The organism is Photobacterium sp. GB-36 (genome assembly GCF_003026135.1).
Lineage (GTDB): Bacteria > Pseudomonadota > Gammaproteobacteria > Enterobacterales > Vibrionaceae > Photobacterium.
Window position 1 is genome coordinate 103,884 of record NZ_PYNY01000004.1, and the last position, 21,189, is coordinate 125,072.

5 protein-coding genes are annotated in these 21,189 nt (G+C 39.6%); 1 reads left to right on the top strand and 4 read right to left on the bottom strand.

Annotation, left to right across the window (positions count from 1 at the left end):
- Positions 1 to 536 precede the first annotated feature (536 nt).
- The 4 genes from C9J46_RS05260 to C9J46_RS05275 all read right to left on the bottom strand — a co-directional run bounded on the left by C9J46_RS05260 (position 537) and on the right by C9J46_RS05275 (position 20,082).
- Positions 537 to 17,162 carry a GEVED domain-containing protein gene (locus C9J46_RS05260; protein WP_107290629.1) on the bottom strand — a complete coding sequence of 5,542 codons (16,626 nt, stop codon included), beginning with the start codon at positions 17,160 to 17,162 and terminating at the stop codon, positions 537 to 539.
- A 334-nt stretch (positions 17,163 to 17,496) separates the two neighbouring features.
- A complete protein-coding gene (locus C9J46_RS05265) occupies positions 17,497 to 18,150 on the bottom strand; it encodes a transcriptional regulator (RefSeq protein ID WP_107261998.1) in 654 nt (217 codons plus the stop codon).
- A 215-nt stretch (positions 18,151 to 18,365) separates the two neighbouring features.
- Complete coding sequence (locus C9J46_RS05270; RefSeq protein WP_107206760.1) at positions 18,366 to 19,655, bottom strand: serine dehydratase subunit alpha family protein; 1,290 nt, start codon at positions 19,653 to 19,655, stop codon at positions 18,366 to 18,368.
- 46 nt (positions 19,656 to 19,701) lie between these two features.
- Positions 19,702 to 20,082: a RidA family protein gene (locus tag C9J46_RS05275; protein WP_008989716.1), complete on the bottom strand. Its 381-nt coding sequence runs from the start codon at positions 20,080 to 20,082 to the stop codon at positions 19,702 to 19,704.
- Between the two features lie 326 nt (positions 20,083 to 20,408).
- Between C9J46_RS05275 and C9J46_RS05280 the strand changes: the two genes are divergently transcribed.
- Positions 20,409 to 21,185: an AzlC family ABC transporter permease gene (locus tag C9J46_RS05280; protein WP_107206761.1), complete on the top strand. Its 777-nt coding sequence runs from the start codon at positions 20,409 to 20,411 to the stop codon at positions 21,183 to 21,185.
- Positions 21,186 to 21,189: the final 4 nt, after the last annotated feature.

Genomic DNA, 21,189 nt, shown 5'->3' on the forward strand with positions numbered 1-21,189 from the left:
ATTTCACCGTTCCCCTTGGTATTGGCCCTTCTATGTCGTGACCGCCTCCCATTGTGCTATCCCAAGACCAATTAAGATTTGCCATCGTACAATAATCAGTATCCATTGCTTGGTATTCAAAAATATAGAACGACCACGGTATCGTTTCACCCGCGGGTATATCACGCCCTTCGTTAAAAAAACAAAACTTCCAGCGCATATCACCGTGATTTGAATGTCCTGCCATTGATGGCAAGACGCCACCAAAAAGCAAAAACATTAATGAAACAATACGTAGATAATTCTTCAGCATGTTTAAATATCCATAATAAAGTTATGCACGTGATGCTGTGTTATAACAAAGTTGACTTTTTTATTTTTATTTTTATTTCTCTATCTTTAATATAACTGAGTAGATAAAAATAAAAGAATCAAATTTAAGAAAAAAGGCGTTCATGAAAACAACAAAAAAGAACAAAAAAAATAAACAATTATTAAATTTGATAAAATTATTAAATTTAATAATTAAAAATAGTTTTCAATAAAGAGTCTTAATATTAATCTTCAATTTTAACGCGATATGATATTTCTCCACGTTGGCCTGGAAGTAGTTGCCCTGTTAATATCCAAGATATATCACCTTGATAGCCGGTTTGATTAGCACCATGGACTGTATCAACATTACAAGGTAAAAGGGTACTGCATGTAATCGGCTCACTTAGTTCAGTAAATGGCGGTGTTGTTTCAAAAATAACAATGTCACTAATTGGCCCCGTCCCTACATTAGAATACGTAACAACATATTCTAAAATATCATTCGGTGTACCTTGATTACTTAATACGTTTTGATTATCTGTTGTTATATTATTTACGGTTAAAGATAGCTTTAATTCACCAGATCCCGAATAAGTAACTTTAATCGTGTCAGATACAACTGCTTGCTTTATCAACTGTGTCATAAAGGGAGAATTTTGAGCATAATCCACATCAGCCGTTATTTGATATTGATACTGTTGATCATTGGTTGCTGTCGATGGAATATTTACTCGACTAATTATACATATTTCTGTTGTTCCCGATACTGATTGAGCCCCACCTAAATTTATTTTTGGATCGGTCTCATCAATATTTAGATCACAGTCTTGATCATGATAAAGTAATACAACCCAGCCACTGGTAGCACTGTAGCGATTATCAGGTATAACGTTAAATGTTATATCTGCTTCTGTATTTAAATTAAATTTATGAGGAATTAATAACGGCTTTCCAGGTTCTGAAGTCTTGGTATGGCTTTCAGTTAAACGTGGCCCTGTGACTTTACCAAAGTTTAGCCCTGTAATGTCATCACCTGCACTCGCGTTGATTGCCATTTCATTGTCAAACACACTCGAGCTTGAAACCTGTGAAATAGCACTAACGTCAGCCTCACTAATATCCACCCATTTAGATTGAGATTTAATATTTAGCAGTAAATCTTTATCGGCGTAATCAACACCTAGTATAAATTTATAGTATCCGTCACCACGTGTTGATTTCGCAGATATGACATCGCCGGCACTCACACCTGTAACACCAGAATCATTAAATGTGACTGTGACATCAAAGTCTTTAAGTCCTATTTCTGAGCTTGCTTTAATACCATCATGTGCAGTTGCTATATTTACACCGTTATCTTCAAACACATAACCACTAAGTACTATTCTGTTTAAGAGCTCAAATAAGTGATCCTCAACCTCTCCATCTAAGGCCTCTCCGTGTGGAGTATCACAGTTATTTGCTGTCGAGCAGAAGCGAATACGCATGGTTGTATCACCACTGTATCCAAATGCGCTTGCCGCATCGAGCTCTAACTGTAATGAATGTGTACCTGTCGTTAAGAAGGTGTCATCGTGTAAATGCTCATTAGGATCATCGAAATCAAAATCATTATTTAGATCAACCCAAATATTAATGTAACCATTACCAACAACAGGGATACTCACCGCGGTCGGTGTCTCGACAATGATTGGTGAAGGAATGGCTAAGTCTTCATCATCATGCCCATGAGTGTCATCCCCTGTTGCTAAAGCATGCACTTTCGCATTAAGTTCAGGATCCAATGATGTACCCAGTAAGAAGTCGCCTACCCCATCAGGTGTCACCGTTCCATCATTATTATTTTTGCTATCGATATAAAGGTGCGATGCTTGAGTATATTGACTATCGCCATCACTAAAGTCTTTTGATTGATAGCAACCTGCAATATCTGCTTTTTCAATACTTGTTGCTGTTGTCTGTTTTAAGAAACTGACTTCTTTGGTTGGTATATTAATGCGATACAATGCTGACTGACCCATCACATCAATGATGTTGTCATTATTTGAGTCATGATTGCCACCACTTGTCATGACATATAAATTGGTTGTCGTGTCCATTAGGAGACCCTCAACCTTCAAATTGCCATTACCATCTACTTGTGGGCCTGCAAGCCCATTAAACGTTAACGAATACGAAGTAACTAATCCGTTTGTTGGGTGAATCTCGTAGAACTTGCCGGCTTCTATATCCACAAAATAAATATTATGGTTAGTATCATCAACAGCTAAATCTCCGCCTCCCGAAAGCGCTGTGACGCCATTCGGTAATTGAAGTGGCATAACGCTAAATGATTGTGTCGATGTATCTATTTTAATGATCGAAGTAAGATCTTGATGCCAAACAAAGAGGTATTGATTATCAGAAGAAATATCTCCAGCAGATGGCGCGGGAATAGATAGTGATGTGTTTAATATTTGCCCTTCCTCTAGCGATACAGTAGACCCATCACTTTTATTGATATCAACATTACTCTCAGCATATATATAACCAAGATCAACCACACTTGTTGCGTCACGGTCAGTCACAAATAGATGAATATTATTTGTATCTGCATTAACAAATATACCGTAAATAAAGCCTGTGACAGCATCAAATCCGATCGCATCAATATTCGATACGTTTGTTTGGTTAATGATAGTTATAGGATCAACAATGCCATTCATACTTATCGGCGTATTTGCCAAATCAATATTTTCTAACCGTTTCGACGCCGATACCTCTTGAGTATGAATCGTCAAATTACACGTCGCATTCTCATTCAGCTCATAAAATAGGAAACGATAATCCTCGACTTCACCTTTATTCGCAGTGCCGTATGTTTTATTACAAACGGTACTGTCACACAGCCTTACACGAAGAAAACTATAACCAAATGTCACATCAGACGGGATAGTAACAGGGAAAACATTCGTCCCATTTACTGCTGAAGATGTACTTATTACTTGCTCATTCGCATCATCCCAGTCACCATCTCTATTAAAGTCTAACCAACCATAGAGGTGGATAGGTTGGCCTGCTGCGGCAGTATCTGCTTGAACATCAATACTGATATTAAGAGTGTCACCACCTTTCGCATGCATTAATGAGAAGGTAACACCATCTTCATCATCATAGTTATTTTCATCATCCGCCGTTGCTGTTGGGTTTTGTCCATCACCTAAATCTGTGTCCCACATGTTTCCTAAACGTAAATCAATTTGTCCATTATCATCATCATCAGACTGTACATGAATCGCGCCATTGTTTTCATAAGTCGTTGTATAGTCTCCGACTCCAGTGCCAGAGGTAAGATCAGGAGCATCACCAAGATCAGGCCCGAGTACATCTGGCGGCTCTGTAAAACAAGCTTTTTGTAAATTCCATGCCGCCCCCGTACTACCCGAGAAACCAAAACGTACCATGTTAGTATTAAAATGTGAGCGCAGATCATAGTTAATATCACCAATGACCTCACCATCAACATAGTATTTTAAGTTATTCGTACTTGGCTCCCAATAGAACTGTGTTAGATGATAACGTCCATCTTCGAGTTCACCGCTAGGCGCCGTTGCTGTTGGTCCACCGACAGCTTTTGGCGCCATCAATGTCGACGCCGTTGAAGGTGTTCTCAAATCACCATCTAAATATACTGCAGTGTGATCGATAAATTGTCGCCCGGTACTACTGTTACTGAGTTCATCAGTAAAGCCATTCCCTAAATTATCATAGGTATCAAATTCAACGACGACTGATGGAGATATAGGCCCAGTTCCTCCACCGCTCGCACCAACACCAACACCCAGTAATCCCCCCCAAGAGCCCGACGCATTAAAGCCTCTATCATCTGAAGTGATAATAAATGTCATACCATCAGCACCTGCTTCTATCGAGCCAGTTCCTTGATTACAGTTTTGGTTACAGGAACGATCCCCTAAATAAACAGCAAGTTCGAAATAAAGGCTTTTATTTAAATCCATCAGGTCGTAACTCCACAAATAACCTCGCTGGCTAGTCTGTGGTAACGTAATAATATATTCGTTAGTGGTCTCATCTAAGAAAGAAGCGTCTTTTTCATAGACTCTTGGAGCGATACAAATATCAGGCGCAACGGAAGTTACAACTGAAGGAGTAACGCTGAAAGTATCATCTTCACCGTTACCAAACCCATTATTGAAAGTAGCATCACTGTCTCTTACGTCTGATGACTCTATTTCACTATTGATTATTGATGGTGAGAGATTTTTAGATGCAAGTCTTATTGTCGCGTAGTCACTAAAACCAAGCCCAACAGCACCTAAGTCCAACATCCCCGTAGCATGATCATAACGACCATCCGCTAGAGGTGTTTCACCATCTCCTTCATACGCCCGAACAAATATATAGTCATCAGGAATGTCCAATAACACATTCGTGTTGAAGGCTATTGCAGGTCCATAATTTCTTGCTTGGACAACAACATTAAATGGAATACCTTCTGTAACTGTACTACCTGGGTCTAAATCTAAGGTTAACTCTAAATCCGCCACAGGTTTGAGTGAAATAAGATGATCTTCTACTTCTCCATCAGGCGCACCACCATTAGGCTGATTACAATCTCTAAAGTTAGTACATACCCTTAAACGAAGATAAGTATCAATGGGTTGAACATCACTCGGTACTGAGAAATCTAAATCAACATTACCACTTTGTGAAAAGTTGAATGACTCTCTTTCATCAGAGTCGAAACTACCGCTTCCATCAAAATCAATCCAACCATAGATATACCCAGCCCCTGCTGACATTACAGGGACTTGCAGTGTTAACGTATCGGTATCGGATAGATAAGCAACGATCTCTGGCTGTGTGAAACCATCTTCATCATTGGTGTCTGTTGTATCATCAATATCGGCATTATCATTGGTGATTGCATCTAATTCAGGATCCACCAGCGAGCCAATCTTAGGTAAACCTGCGCTCATCTCATGCCTTGGACCATTTTGTTGCATGCGTGTCGAATAACGATTCTGCGGTGCATCGCCAAAATCAATATCAAAATTAGCATAACGACATAAAGCACTATCACCATTACCAGTACCCGTTGCTATCGTACTGACTTTTCCACCCACGACGTTAGGTGAAGCTGGTGTGCTGATATCAAACCGATAGTACTCGCCTGAGCTTTCAATATAGGCAAACATAATTCCATCACGATCAAAATAAATACCGTCAGCTCCAGCTGAGATATTCGTCTGACCATGATCAGTGACTGTAAACGTTGCATTGACGGTATTTAAGGTAAATTCTAATAAACGACCATTCTGTATTTGTTCAATTGCCCAATATGTTGAGGACGTTGGGTGAAGAGCAATATCGCCTAAGTTATAGCCTGAGTTATTTGACACACCCACGTAATTTAGAAAATCTAATGTGGAAGAATTTATATTAATGAAATGGAAGGCACCGTTACTGTCCGTTAATACCAAAATATCATCGTCACTGACATCTCCCCCTGTAATAGATACTCCGCTTATCTCTGGTATCGTAAAACGAGATGCGATATATCCACTGGCGTTGATCATCATTAATTGTTGCCCATTACCTTCAACTCCCCATAGAAAACTCTGGTAGGGGCTATAAGCCAAACTAACGATAGGATCAACGCCTGACTGATATTTAATAGAGGCTTCAGCCGCAACAATATCGACTTCATATAAATCAGAAATTGCTTTCGTCATCAGATAGCCAACTTTAGGACATTGTTCAAATGGAAAAAGTGTCACACGATCGGCAAAATTAGAGTTGGGTAAATTACCGTAGGCAAAACCTAAATCAATAACATTTGGGCTAGTTGAATAATGGTCGACTGGGTCTACGATTTGTTTATTTTCAACCGCCCCCGTTGAAGTATTAATTTGTCCATTACTTGGGCCATTGGCATTATCACAGGAGATAGAGGTAAACATTGCTGTTTCATATATTTTATACTCTTTGCCAAATAATAAATCGAATTGATAATAGCCAAGAGGATCATTAACAGTATCGCCTGTCACATCGGTATTTCCATCCGATGTCATCATAGTTTCACAGGTTCCATCTGTTTGGTTATAGAGCGTAACATTGACTGCACCAATACCTAGTTCATCATCATGTTTTACTCCATCATCTGTTGTACCGTTATTATTACCATCATCATTAAAGACAAATCCAGAAACACGTTGAACGGCTGGTATATCTGCATATCGACAGACAGCGCCATCTGAAAGACTACCATCACCGGTACCACTCTGATCTCCTTCACCAATAAATCCACCTAATGGCGTATTTGGGTCGCTAATATCAAAACGCCATAATTGCGGTGTGTGTGAATTGGTATTTGCGTATAAATAGCCATTTTTATCAAAATATAAGGCCTGAGGTGCTTCACCTTCCCCAGGGAAGTTTGTGTTACCAAATTCTGTAATCGTCGCTGAGCCTGACAATGTATTTATGTTTAGACGAACTAACTTATTTGGTGAACCATCACTCAATGCCCAGATTTCCCCCGTCGTTGGATGAACAGCAATGTCACCAATAATTGTGCCAATATCACCAGAGGAAGTACCTAGTTGTTGAAGGTAGGTTAATGAAGAAGGGTTTAAATCGAACAGTGAAACAATAGCGTTTTTAACGACAACTAAAACATCATCATTGGTAACAGTAGCAATACTTGCTGTTGGTAAGTTTAATGCAAGTTGCATTATCCTATCGCCATTAGCATCAATTGCGACCAAATCACCTGAAATCTGGGTATCGACAGCGAAAATCATTTGCTGTCGCACACTATAACCCATAGACGCCATAGCTGTAGTGCCGTCAATAAATGTTGTCAACTCGCCAGTGGAAAGATCGAGAGTAAATACATCTGTTTCTGTAGACGTATTGTCTGAATAATATGCGGTTGTTGAACATACTGAATGAGGAGCAGGTATCACTCTATCACCAAAGTTTTGGTTAAGAGAGTTACCATAAGCCTGACCTAAATCGATGACATTGGCTGTTGTAGATAAATGGTTTGGAGGATCGGCTATTTCGCTATTTTCTAATGCGCCCAGTGTGGTATTAATACTGCCGCTTGATGGTGGACCCGTTGCGCAGTTTAATGTGGTAACACCATAGGTTTCATATATCTGGTATTCTTTTTGATATTCTAATGCAAATTCATAGTAACCAATATCTTGTGAATCTATACTGCCATCACCATTAGCATCCGTGTCGCCTACAGCCGTTTCAACAACAGTACACAGATTGTCTGTCACATTATATAACGTTACCCCAACTCCGCTAATACCTTGCTCGGTACTATCCATAGACCCATTTTGAATTTCGAAACCACTGACTAATGTCGTATTATCATCATGGAAAACATAACCCGATACTTTTTGTACCTTTGGTACTTCCGCATAACGACACAAGGTACCATCATTATAATCAGTCGAAGCGCTAGGTACGGCAAAGGTTCCTATAAAGCCACCTTTTAAATCTGGGTTTAATGAATCTGAAAGATCGTATCGCCAAACTTGATATTCCCAAGGTGTGGTGGTTTCAGCTCCAGAAACGATAAACAAAGCCCCTGTTTTATCAATAAACTGTGCATCAGGCGCATTAATGTTGTTGGGGAAGTCAATCTCTCCTAGATCGGTTATCGATGTTTGTCCTATCGTAGCTGTTGATGTGAGATCAGTAGCAATATTTAGTTTTAATAAATGGCGATTAGTATCTACCGCAAAAATGGTACCGTCAGGGTGAATAACCAGATCATTGATATCATATCCAATATCATTTTGCGCACCGCTACCATTGTTATCGATGCGTGTTAAATAACTTTCTCGGGCTGGATTAACGTCATATAACATCACTTTTCTGACCGAATTGATGCCAGAACTTAAATGATTACGCGTTACTGCGATCAAAATATCATCGTTCGTCACCGCCAAAGCAGAAACAATTGGTGCATCAACATCAAAGCGCAATACAGGCTCACCGGCGCTGTTTAAAGCAACGATATCGTTATTTCCGTTTTGCAATATAGAGAAGAGTAAGTTTTGTCTTACGCTATATCCAATTGCTCGGTAGATAAAAGAACCAGAGGTATTAACATCGCTCAGCTGGCCATTAGCATAATTAATATTATGTAAATTAGTATCGAAACCGTAACCTGTTGCAAAATACAACGTTTCATCACATGTGAGAGCGTTAGAAAAACTAATATCAGCAAAGTTCATACCTTCGATACTAGAAGTTAGTGATGGTATATGAAGTATATTAGTCGAGCTTGATAAGTAACCTGTTGGATCTTTGATTTGCACATTACTTAATGCACCAGTCACCGTATCTACACTACCACCAGATGGTGCTGACGCACTACAATCAATGGTGCCAACACCTGCTGTTTCATACAGTTTATATTCCTTATTAGGCTCAGCTTTAAAGAAATAGTAACCAGCACTATCTATATTACCGTCATTATCAATATCTTGCGTACCATCAGAAGTATCTATCTGAGAACAAGAATTGCCAGCAACATCAAATAACGTCACCGTTATATTTCCAATCCCTACTTCTGCGGTATCTTTCACGGCATTGTGTTTCAACATACCATTCGGATCAGTTGTTAACGTATCTTCAAATACGAAACCCGATATTTTATTGAGTTTAGGCACTTCGACAAATCGACATAAGGCCCCGTCGTGGTAACTCGCTGTTGGTGATATTTTTTGAAAGCGCCCTATAAACTCACCGTTCAAATTCGGGGCATTGGAGTCTGAAATATCATAACGCCAAATTTGATAGTAATAAGGACTCTGAGATACCACTCCTGACACGACATAAAGCGAGCCACTACTATCCATGAAATGTGCATCTGGCGCTTCAATCGTCGCTGGATAATTCGTCGTACCGACTTCCGTGACTGTCGTCTGTCCTAAAGAGCTCGAACTTAAATCAAGGTTTATATTTAATTTCAGCAGCTTAAGCGAATCATCAATAGCAAAAACACTACCATCAGGATGAATAGCAATATCGCCAATAGTGTAGCCGATATCATTTGTTGCTCCGTCACCATTAGTATCAATACGAGACAGATATGTGCTTCTTGCCGGATTTAAATCATACAGCAATATTTTACGTACAGAATTGATACCTGAACTTAAAAAATCTCTAGTAATGGCAATGAGTATATCGTCATTTGTAATCGCTATTGCCGACAAAGTAGGTGCATCCACACCAAACCTAAGAACGGGCTCACCTAGGCTGTTAATCGCAATAATATCATTCGAACCTTGCTGCATGATCGAGAACAACATATTTTGTCTAGTGCTGTAGCCAAGTCCACGATACATAGCGACTTCTGATAGCGTTACATCTGTAAAATTACCCGTAGTTAAATTCACATTGTGTAAATCTGTGTCCGTGCCTGAGCCAATTGCAAAATATGGCGTATTGTCACACGTTAGCCCTTGTGTGAAAGGAACATCTGCGAAGTTTTGATTATTAACATTTGTCGTTATCAGTGGAATATGAATAACATTCGGGGAACTAGAAAGGTAACCTGTAGGATCGGCTATTTCAGCACCAGACACAACTCCTGTTGCAGCATCTTGAATACCTGCAGATGGCTCACCTAAACTACAATCGATAGAACTAGCATTCGCGGTTTCAAATATTTTATATTCTTTGCCGTGCTTACCATCAAAGTAATAGTAACCAAGAGGGTCTGTAATACCATCACCATTAATATCGCTTGAACCATCTGACGTATTCACCTGGTAACATATATTTTCGGCAACATCTAACAATGTGATGGTCACACCGCCAATACCAACTTCTCCACCATCCATTTGTCCATTATGTTTTTGGAATCCATTGACGCCAGCGGTCTTTGTATCAGTAAAAACATAACCAGATATTTCTTTATTTGGCTCTACACCATTATAACGACAAGAGGCTCCATCTATGTTGTCATTGGCTGAAAATGTATCAGTGCCCATTAACTCCGCACTTAATGATGGGCTATTCAAATTAGTAATATCTAACCGGAAAGTTTGATGCGCACTTGCCCCCTCCATGACAACAAATAGATAACCAAACTTATCAAAATATAAGGCTCCCGGATTAGTACCATCACTTCCATTCGGTAAGTCCGTTTCACCAACATCGGTAATAGACTGTGCATTAACCCCCGTGCTATCTAATACCAACTTATAAAGGTGCGGACGGTCATCATAAGAAAGCATCCACAACGACCCATCTGTCGGATGAACAGCAATATCACCAACATTAATGCCGATATTACCGGAGCGTATACCGACTTCGGTGAGATAAGATGATGAATTAGGGTTCACGTCGAAAAAGCGTAATTGCCGACCTAGCGCATTATTAGTAACAAGCACCAAAATATCGTCATCAGTCACCGTCGCTACTGTTGTTTGAGTCGGTACATCAGCATTGGATATTCTTGCCACCGTATCACCTTGTGAATTGAGAGCAATGAGATCATTGTAATTGGCAGACACCCCCCATATTCTTTGCTGTCGCACACTGTATCCCATGGCGTGAACGGTCGCAGCTGATGAGCTGTTTATGTTGGTACGCCCACCAGAAATTAATTCTATTTGACTGTAATTTGTCGCCGTTGGGGAATTATTTGAAAGATAAGCGGTAATACTACAGGTATCAAATGGTTGACTGGCAACAAAGTTACCAAAATTATTGTTAGTGCTATCGTTATCGACTATTCCAAGAGCGATTTTATTCGGCGTTATTGAACCATAACCAGAAGGATCAGCGACATCGTTATTCACCACTGAACCCGTCGATTTATCCACACTTCCAAATGATGGCGGTCCCGTTGAGCAATCTATTGTTCCGGCATCTGCTGTTTCATAAATTTCATATTCGTGACCTTTACCTACAGTGAACTGATAATAACCTGAACCGTCAGTTGTTGTTTGTTGACAGACTTCATCAGTTAAATCATAGAGAGTGATAGTCACACCCGATATGCCGGGTTCACCAGCATCTTTTGACCCATTCTGCCTTGATACGCCATCAATATCTTGGGTCAATTGATCTTCATAGACATAACCAGAAATTTGTCTAGGTGGAGGTACACTCGCATAACGACATAATGCACCATCGGTAGAAACATCATCTATAGATACCGTTGATGTACCTACTAAAACTGCCGTCGACGATGGATTACTGGCTTGGAAACAAACCATATCCATGGTTGACGTTCCATTACCGTTACCACCATTTACAGCCCCACTTAATCCATATAAGTTATCGTCGACATCGATAAACAAAGAATCAAAGTCTCGATTAAAGCTGTTGGAGAGGCTACCCACGCTTGATGTAGTAAAAGTACCCGTCGTAAAGTTAATCGTTATTCTATTTACTTGTCCATTAACAAAAACAGCATAAATTTCCCCGGTGCGAGAAATCGCTATGTCATGAAACATATTTGATGAACTGGAGTTCTGACTACCAATACGTTGTAAATAGTTTTCAGAGGCTGGATTAACATCGTATAGATAAATCGTTGTTGACGTGTTGTCACTTACTGTGAGTATTAATACATCATCATTGGTGACATCCCCCCCAGTAATTTCACCAGAGGCCATTGAAACACTGCTGAGGTTTGCGATGACCGTTCCGCTAGCGTCTAAAGCCTGAATCGTATTTGTCGTATTGTTTACGCCCCAAATCACCTGTTGACGCATACTAAAGCCTAAGGCAGAAAAAGGGTCGTCAATCGGTGATGGCGATATCAATCCCGTTTGCATACCTAATAGCCCCCATTGATTATTCGGAGCATTATTAAGGGCTGTATATGCTTTAACTGGGCATGATGAGAATAGGTTTGATACTATTTTGTCAGCAAAATTGACATTCGATTGTTCACTTGTCACGGTGCCAAGAGAAATTGTATTTGTTGATGTAGAAATATATCCGCTTAGATCAGAAATAGAATTATTACTTACAGAGCCATCAAGCGTACTAACAGTACCAAATGTTGGTGGCCCACTACTACAATCAGGCGCGGAGGTGAGTTGTCCGGCCTCAAAAACAGTGTATTCATGCCCATTAGTTACTGTTTTACTCCAGTAACCGATATCGACATCAAAAGAGCCATCGCTTGTTGACACCGTATAACAACTTCTATTTCCGTTACTCGGATCATATTCATAGATGAGAACATTTACGCCAGCTATACCGTTTTCATTACTCTCTTTTGTACCATTGTCAGCAACACCACCACCATTGCCATCATCCTCAAAAACATAACCAGAAAGCTGACTATATGTATCAGTAGTGACTATGGCAGAAGTTTCTGCATATCGGCACCGAGCACCATCGTTAACCGTTGCAGTTACACCGTTTCCAACTAGCTGTGCATTTAAGTTTGGTGAAGCGGGTGAGGAAATGTCAATCCTCCACAATTCCCCTGTACCATTAATACTCGCATATAGTGATCCATTATCATCAAAATAAAGCGCCCCCGGACCATCACTATTTCCTCCTCGAGGAATATTATCTATTGATCCCATCGGGGTTTTTGATGCCGTATAATTATTCAGATTAACGTCGATCCTAAAGAGCGTCATGTTATACCATCGAATAGTCCAAATTGATTTATCTATTGGATTTATAGCAATATCACCAAGATCAATAGGACCAAGTGTGTCGCTCATACCTAGCTGAGTTTTATAGGTTGGAGAGTTTGGGTTTACATCAAAGAAATGAACACGACGGCCATTATGTTGAGAATCCATCATGATCAATATATCATCGTCAGTTACATCACCCGCTAAATATTGAATTTGATTATTAGGGTTGTTTGCTGCCCAGAAAATACCAGGTACGTCAAACCTAAAGATTTCACTTCCTGAACGATCAATTGCAATAATATCGCCAGCATTCATACCCCATAAAATATTCTGCCTAACACTGTGACCGACACCAGTAATAACTATATCCTGAGTATTATTTACTACAGTTTCGGTACCATTTAATAGGCTAATTTCATACATATCTGATGGGGCATTTTTAAACAGATACGCTTCTGAAGAACAGACTCCAAATGTAAATTGATATGCCTTATCGGCAAAATTTTGATTCGATAAATCATCATTGACCGTACCTAATTCAATCACATTAGGTGACGTCGATATATAGCCAGAGGGATCTCTTATTTGAGCATTTGTGATAGTTGTTCCATCAATAACCGTGCCTTGAGAAGGAGGGCCAGCCCCACAATTGGGTGCGACAGTCAGAGGTGCTGTCTCATAAAGAAAATAGGCATCGCCCGGGGTAATTTCAAATTCAAAGTACCCTTTATCTAAATCATCAACAACGCCATCATTATTTTGATCGGTATTGCCATTAGACGTTTGAACAAACAAACAACTATTCTGAGTTTGATTATAAAGTGTTACGCCAATACCACTGATACCAGCTTCAAAACCGTCTTTTATGGTATTGTTTTCAATACCACCACCGAATCCATCATCGTTAAAAACATACCCAGAAATGCTGGTTGGCTCTACTGTAATTAAATAATCTTCAACCTCACCGTCACTGACACTGCCAGTATCTATCATCGTATTTTGGCAGCCTGCAGTTTGAGAACATACCCTTACACGCATATACGTGTTTCCACTAAGGGCATTATTGGGGACGTTGACAGAAAAAGTATTGGTACCTATTAGGCTAGAGGCGTTACCTGTATCACCCGCTGAAAAAATCACTTCTGAGCTGTTATCAAACACGCCATTTTGATTCCAATCTACCCAACCTTTAACATAAACGCCTGATAAATTCGTTTGGGGATCACGAGATACTTTCACATCAACAGACATCGTTTGCCCTGCCTTGAATATCGCAGGGAAGGTCACGCCATCTTCATCATCAGCGCCATCTTCATCATCGGCGTTGGCTGTCGCACTTTGTAATGTACCTAAATCGTTATCCCAAATATCCCCTAAGATTAAATCAACCTGCCCATCATTATCATAGTCATACTTTCTATGAGCAGGACCACCATTTGCCGCGGTCGTCTGATAATTCCCCGTACCTGTTCCACTATTTGGATCAGGCGCATCACCAAGGTCATTTTCAAACGCGTGAACAACGGCTTCACCCAGTGTTGAGAAGAGCATTCTAACATTGTGCTCCTCACACATATTAACGGCGCCAAAGTTCCACTGAACAGCAATACCATTATCGGTATTTACATTCGTATTCAACTCATTGTTTAATGTATAAGGACTACTCTTCAACAAATTTCTAGGGCTGCCATAATGTCCTGAGAAGTAATTGACCCAAGACGTATCTAATTTCAGATACCCCATAAATTGGTCACTATTAGAATAATTTTTTGTTACACCAACAACATTATATTGACCGGAACCATCAGGTTGATAGTTGGCTGCATTATAAGGGACAGCAAACGCACCCCCATTATCTCCACCACTTAAATACGTATCAAAGCCAACAGAGACTAAAATATTATTTGTATTAGAACCGTTAGCTGACTCAAGCAAAAATTTCGTATCATAGAAAAGCTCACCAGCAACATAACTAATACGTGTTGTTACACGAATATCATTGCCATCGTAATTATTATTACTATTTCTATCCCAGTACCGAGTAGACCATACAGTGAAAGGATCTAGTGCTGCCCCTGAACCTGTCACGTCGGTTATAGTAAAGCCTCTCATTTTACTCGCCCCACAGCTAACTCCTGATGATGAGACCCCATCAGATAACCACAAGAAAGGAGCTGTAGAGCCACAACTTATATTGTTGTAAGCATAGCTTTGCCTCTGTCCGTCTTTTTGTAATGCAACTCCCCCTGTCACCAGATGTTTTAAGACTAATGGCGAGCTTGAGATAACAGTATTGGTAATTGGACTGCCATGACTAGCGTTTGGTGTTGCATCAGAAAGCGGTGAGAGGTCACAAGAATAGATGGAAAGCACTTGAATTTTTTGATCTTCAACTTCACCATCATCAGCACTACCTGTTGGGGAGTTACATGAAGTGTCACTAGAACAGGTTCTAACACGGATGAATGTATTTCCAACCATTGCTCCCGTTGGTATTGTAAAAGCGTATGCTTGACTATTTGCAACAGCTGAGGGTCTATCGACTATTTTTTCACTATTTTCCCAAACACCATTTTGATTCCAATCAGCCCAAGCATAAACTTGTAAACCGTTTAACCCTGAATCGAAGTCTTTCGTCGTTGTAATCGTAATATATTCAGTTTGCCCTGCTCGTACTGAACTATTTAAAGCAATACCGTCTTCATCATCAGAGCCATTATTATCGTCTGCTGTTGCATCGGCATTTTGTAACGTCCCATCATCAGTATCCCAACTGGTACCCAACATTAAATCTACCGTACCATCATTATCAATATCTTTTTTAAGATGAGAAGCTCCTGAATTTGCAGATAAAGTTTGGTAATCGTTAGTACCTGTGCCTGATGTCGTATCGGGTGCATCACCATAATCAGCACTCTCTACAATAGTAATTTTGTAATCTTCAACCTCACCAGAAAGGTAGGGAGCATTTGGAGACATTAATGGCTGAGTACACTGACTAGCAGCATCTTCAATACAAATTCTTACTCGGAGATAAACATCACCTGTTAGCGCAGATTCAGGAATTGCAAGTGAGTGGAGCCCTGTGTTGTTAGAAGGATAAACATCAAATCTCGGGTAACTTAATAAAACCATCTCATCGGAAAAATCGTTATCTTTATCGTAATCGATCCAAACAGCGGCGATACCATAGTCTGTATTCACACCAGGGGCATCACTGTCGTAAGACCAATTAACGATGAACTCTATATTGCCTCCTTTTTCAAAGGTTGTACCGGATGGGAAAGTAACACCATCATCTGTATCATTACCAGAACAGGTCCCATTAAGAGTATAACCAACTTGATTATCATCGGAGGTCGCCGAACTATTTAAGGTTACGCCATCGCTTATCCAATCATCACCATCCCAACACGACCCTAATCGTAAATCAGTAACACCATCGTTATCTTGATCATACAATTTGTGAGAGGGACCACCATTATTTGGATCTGTCACATAAGGAGATGGCGCATCAGATAAGTCCCAAAGCTCATACCCTGACAATGTATCAAAAACAGTGATGAACATATGATAAGGATCATCTATGTCGTCTTTTCCATCACCGTGATAATTGTTTCCGGTATCTTCGGCTCGTGGGTAATCGTCACCCTCATCATAAGCGGTATAGTTTGGCCAGTATTTGATGGTATTTCGATTAATATTAGCCTCAGAGTAATCTTGACTATCAATCATCGAATGATCATCGAAAAACTCAATCGGATTCCCAGCGTTAGCACAGTTGTTTTCCCATTTGGTGAAATCATGCCACCATTCATTATGGGAACCTTCCCCATTAAAGCTCCACCCCACATGACGACCAGCAACAAGTGCGCGAACAGAACCATTTACATTTATTTCATGAGAAATACGATTATTTGAACATTTCACCGTTCCCCTTGGTATTGGACCTTCTATGTCGTGACCGCCTCCCATTGTGCTATCCCAAGACCAATTAAGATTTGCCATCGTACAATAATCAGTATCCATTGCTTGGTATTCAAAAATATAGAACGACCACGGTATCGTTTCACCCGCGGGAATATCACGCCCTTCGTTAAAAAAACAAAACTTCCAGCGCATATCACCGTGATTTGAATGCCCGGCTTTAACTGGAGACGAAAAAATCAAAGCCAAAAGAGAAAAAAACAATAATATTGTTGGTAAAATTTTTACCGACATTGATTTCTCCTCTAAATATGAGACCAATAAATAGCTTATATTTAGTAGGCAAAAAAAATGCCAGTAATTAACCAATTGAAATTTAAAGAAAATAAAAAAAAGGCATTCTTAATTTTAGTAATATTCTTAATTCGCAAATTTGTTGTAGAGTTTTTTGATGTGAACAAAAATTTTAATAGAATATTAAAACCTGAGGAAAGTTCGAATAGAAAATATTGGTATTGTAAAACTTAAGACTAAAAACAAGAGAGAAAAAAGGAGGTTGGAATAGGTTTATACGCCTCCGAAGAAATTACCTGAAGGCATATTAAAAAGGACATTCACAATGTCTATATCATACCTCGTGGGCACGAATCTCACGAAGATAGCGATAGATGGTATGAATAGAGATATCTAATCCTTTCGCTGCAATTTGTGCACTGTCTTTTAGATCAAAAATGCCTAATTCATGTAAACGAGTTACTATCTCACGGCTTTTTTTCGATGGTGGGATACTGCTATCATTCACCACTTGTTCTCGCACATTTTCAATTGAACTGTGCATCATTTCATCATTGTTTCTTGCAAACGTTTCTGATGTTACTCCAAACTCAAAATGCGAATGGATATTAGGTAACAAACTTTGCATCATCGACTGAAACGGTGCGTCTAAATTAGAATTTACGCATAACATACCAATCGCTTTATTTTGTTTATTTCGAATAATGGTAGTTAACGATCGCAATGTTTTACCATCAGGACTTTTGGTAATGTAAGCATCAGAAACATCTTTACCTTCATTCAGCTTTACTAACGCAATATTCGTGATTGGTGCACCGACTTCACGCCCTGTAATATGACCATTCGCAATTTTAATGATTGATGGATTATTTGCATCCAAACAATGTAGTAGCACTTCTGTATGCTCTCCCCACATTGCCGCAATACCATCAACGATATTCTCCATCGCACGGAGGATATCGTAATCGCTTTCGGTTAATTCATTCACGCTTGATCCCCTATTTGAACATAACGTTCCCAATGACTTCATTGCTATTATTGTATCAATAATAATACATTCAGAGTATCTACGTTTTTCTTTTTAAATGAAAATAAAGAAGCATTCAGAAAAACAGTACGGCTTTCCACAAATAGAAAAAGCCATTGCGTAATCATGTTGCGATAAACATGATTACTCGCAATGGCGCTTATAATTCTTGTTACTTATGCCGACATAATATCAATGATTGTTGCATCAGTATTTACCATACCAAATCGAACCATCTTACCGACATTACGAATAGTTGTTTCAACATCTTCAGCAACAATGCCTTGAGATTGTGCTTCATGATTTTCAATCGCCATTAAAAAGCTCATTACCGCAGAGTTTGTTGAGCTTTTAACTTTCATAGCACACGTGGATTTCGCGCCATCACAATACATACCTGTAGTATCACTTAGGGTATTTTGAATCGCTGAACACATTTGCTCAAAATTACCACCGGCTAAATAAACCATGCCCATTGCAGCTGCTGAGCTTGTTACCGCATTACCACAGAACGGTGATAGTGGCGGATAGAATGATTTCATATAAATAGCGCCAAGGTGGCTCATGATTAACGCGCGCGCTAGTTGCTCTTCAGAAGAGCCATAATGTTTAGCGATTCCAACTATCGGCATCGTTGCCGCAATACCTTGGTTACCACTACCATAATTACTCATTGCTGGCAGAGTTGCGCCACCCATACGAGCATCAGATGCCGCAGCGGTACGCATGACGACATTGTTAATTAAACCATCGCCAAATAGACCTTTAGCAATACTTTTTTGAATCGTTCTGCCTACCTGTAATCCATAGGCATGTTTTAAACCTTCATCTGATAACGCACTATTTAAATCACGCGCTTCGAGAATAAATTTAATCTCTTCAAAATCAACGCTGGTAGCAAACTCATAAATACCTTTGATTGAGATATCGACACCTTCACACACAGACGCCGTTGATTTTGGTTTCTCACTCGTATTGACATCAGAAGACGCATCAAACACAACTTTGCCGTTCAGCATTTTTTTCACAACTTGTGTATGACCGCCGCTAATTTCAACTATCGCAACATCGTCACCCACTTTTGCTTCAACACAACAGTAAATAAATTCTTCAACGTCTTTACGACCTGCTTTAATTTTACCGTTATCAATCAGCTGCTGTGCTTTCTCGACATCTTCTGCCTTAATATTTACAAGTACTTCTAAACCACCATTAGGGTTACCACCAATAGCACCAGCAGCAGAAGCAATAGGTAAACCAATACGGCCAGTACCAGGAACAAAAACACCCATAGAGTTTTTAAACAGGTTATCAGAAACCTTAACGTCTAGTTCTTCAGGCTCTCGTCCAAGCAATTCAGCGGCAACAGCTGATGCATATGCGGCTGAGATCGGCTCTGTACAACCAAACGCAGGTTTAACAACTGTATTAATGATATCTTTGTATTGCTGCCATTGTGTATTCATAAGTAACCCCTAACGGTTTTATATTTATTGTTTAATGCAGATCTAATTATTTACGGTGTGCAATCGCTTCAATTTCTACAAGTGCACCCATTGGTAAATCTTTCACTGCAAAACAGCTACGTGCAGGGCACTCTGTTTTAAAGAAATCAGCATAAACCGCATTAAAAGCAGCAAAGTCTTCAATATTTGCTAGGTAACATGTTGTTTTTAAAACTGTATCCATGTCACCACCGCCCGCTTCAAGAACTGAACGTAAGTTAACTAATGACTGGCGAGATTGTTCTGCAATACCACCATCTACAATGCCACCTTTCTCTTTACATACTGGAAGCTGACCAGATGTAAAGATCAAATCGCCAAATGCATTACCGTGTGAATATGGACCAATTGCGTCTGGTGCTGATTTAGATGTGATTACTTTTGTCATGATTTTTATCTCGCTATCGAAAATTCAAATTTAGTTTAACCTTTAAAAATCAAAACTTGCAATTTTTTTTGCATCTAATATCAAGATCAATACTTCCAAAAATGAAACAACCTACGCAAAACACTGTTTTAAAAGAGATAAACGAAAAATAGCATCAAAAAACCGCCACTATATGAAAATATATTAATAGCTTGATAGTAAAAATGATTGAATAAAATATTGCATTAAAATATATTTGCAGACAAATAAGGCAGCAAAAAAAGATAATCACTCAGCTTAATTGCAAATTTTTTTTCATTTAACGACACAGAACAAATAGGCGCCGCATGAAAAAACAACTTATACAAGCAGGTTTAAAGGCAATCTTCCCGCTCTGCGTAGGGGCATTCCCATTTTCATTTATTGTGGGGGCAATCAGTATTAACGCAGGTATGGACGTTCTACAAAGTACGTTATGGTCACTGACTGTTTTTGCAGGCTCAGCACAGATGGTTGCGCTTGGTCTGGTGCAATCCTCTACTGAATTAATAGTGATTGCGTTAACCACCTTTGTTATCAACTTACGCCACATTCTCTATAGCGCGTCACTGTCTGAATATGTAAAAGAATACTCCATGCCAACACGCGCACTAATGGCATACGGCTTAACCGATGAGGTATACGCAGCAACCGTGGGTGAGATGAAACATGAAAAACCAGGGCGTCATTGGTTTTATTTAGCGGCAATGTTTGGTTTTTGGGTGAACTGGGTTGTTGCTGATTTCTCTGGTGCCATGATTGGTTCGTATTTTCCTCACATCGCCGATTACGGTTTAGATTTTGCAATGGTTGCCGCCTTCATTGCCATCGTTATCCCACAAGTTAAAAATCGTGAATGTATTGTTGCCGCAGTGGTCGCAACAGTCACAGGGATCTTACTTTCAGGCCTTCCTTACTCACTCGGTTTAGTTATAGCAGCAGTCGTTGGTGTGTACGCAGGCTACAAAATGGATTTATCAACTGAGCATATGGAAGCCGAGCTGAAAGAAGAAGTTCGTCACGAAATGGAAAAAGAAGATAAAAAGCAAATAAATATTCAACCAATTAACGCAACTGCTGAATAATAAG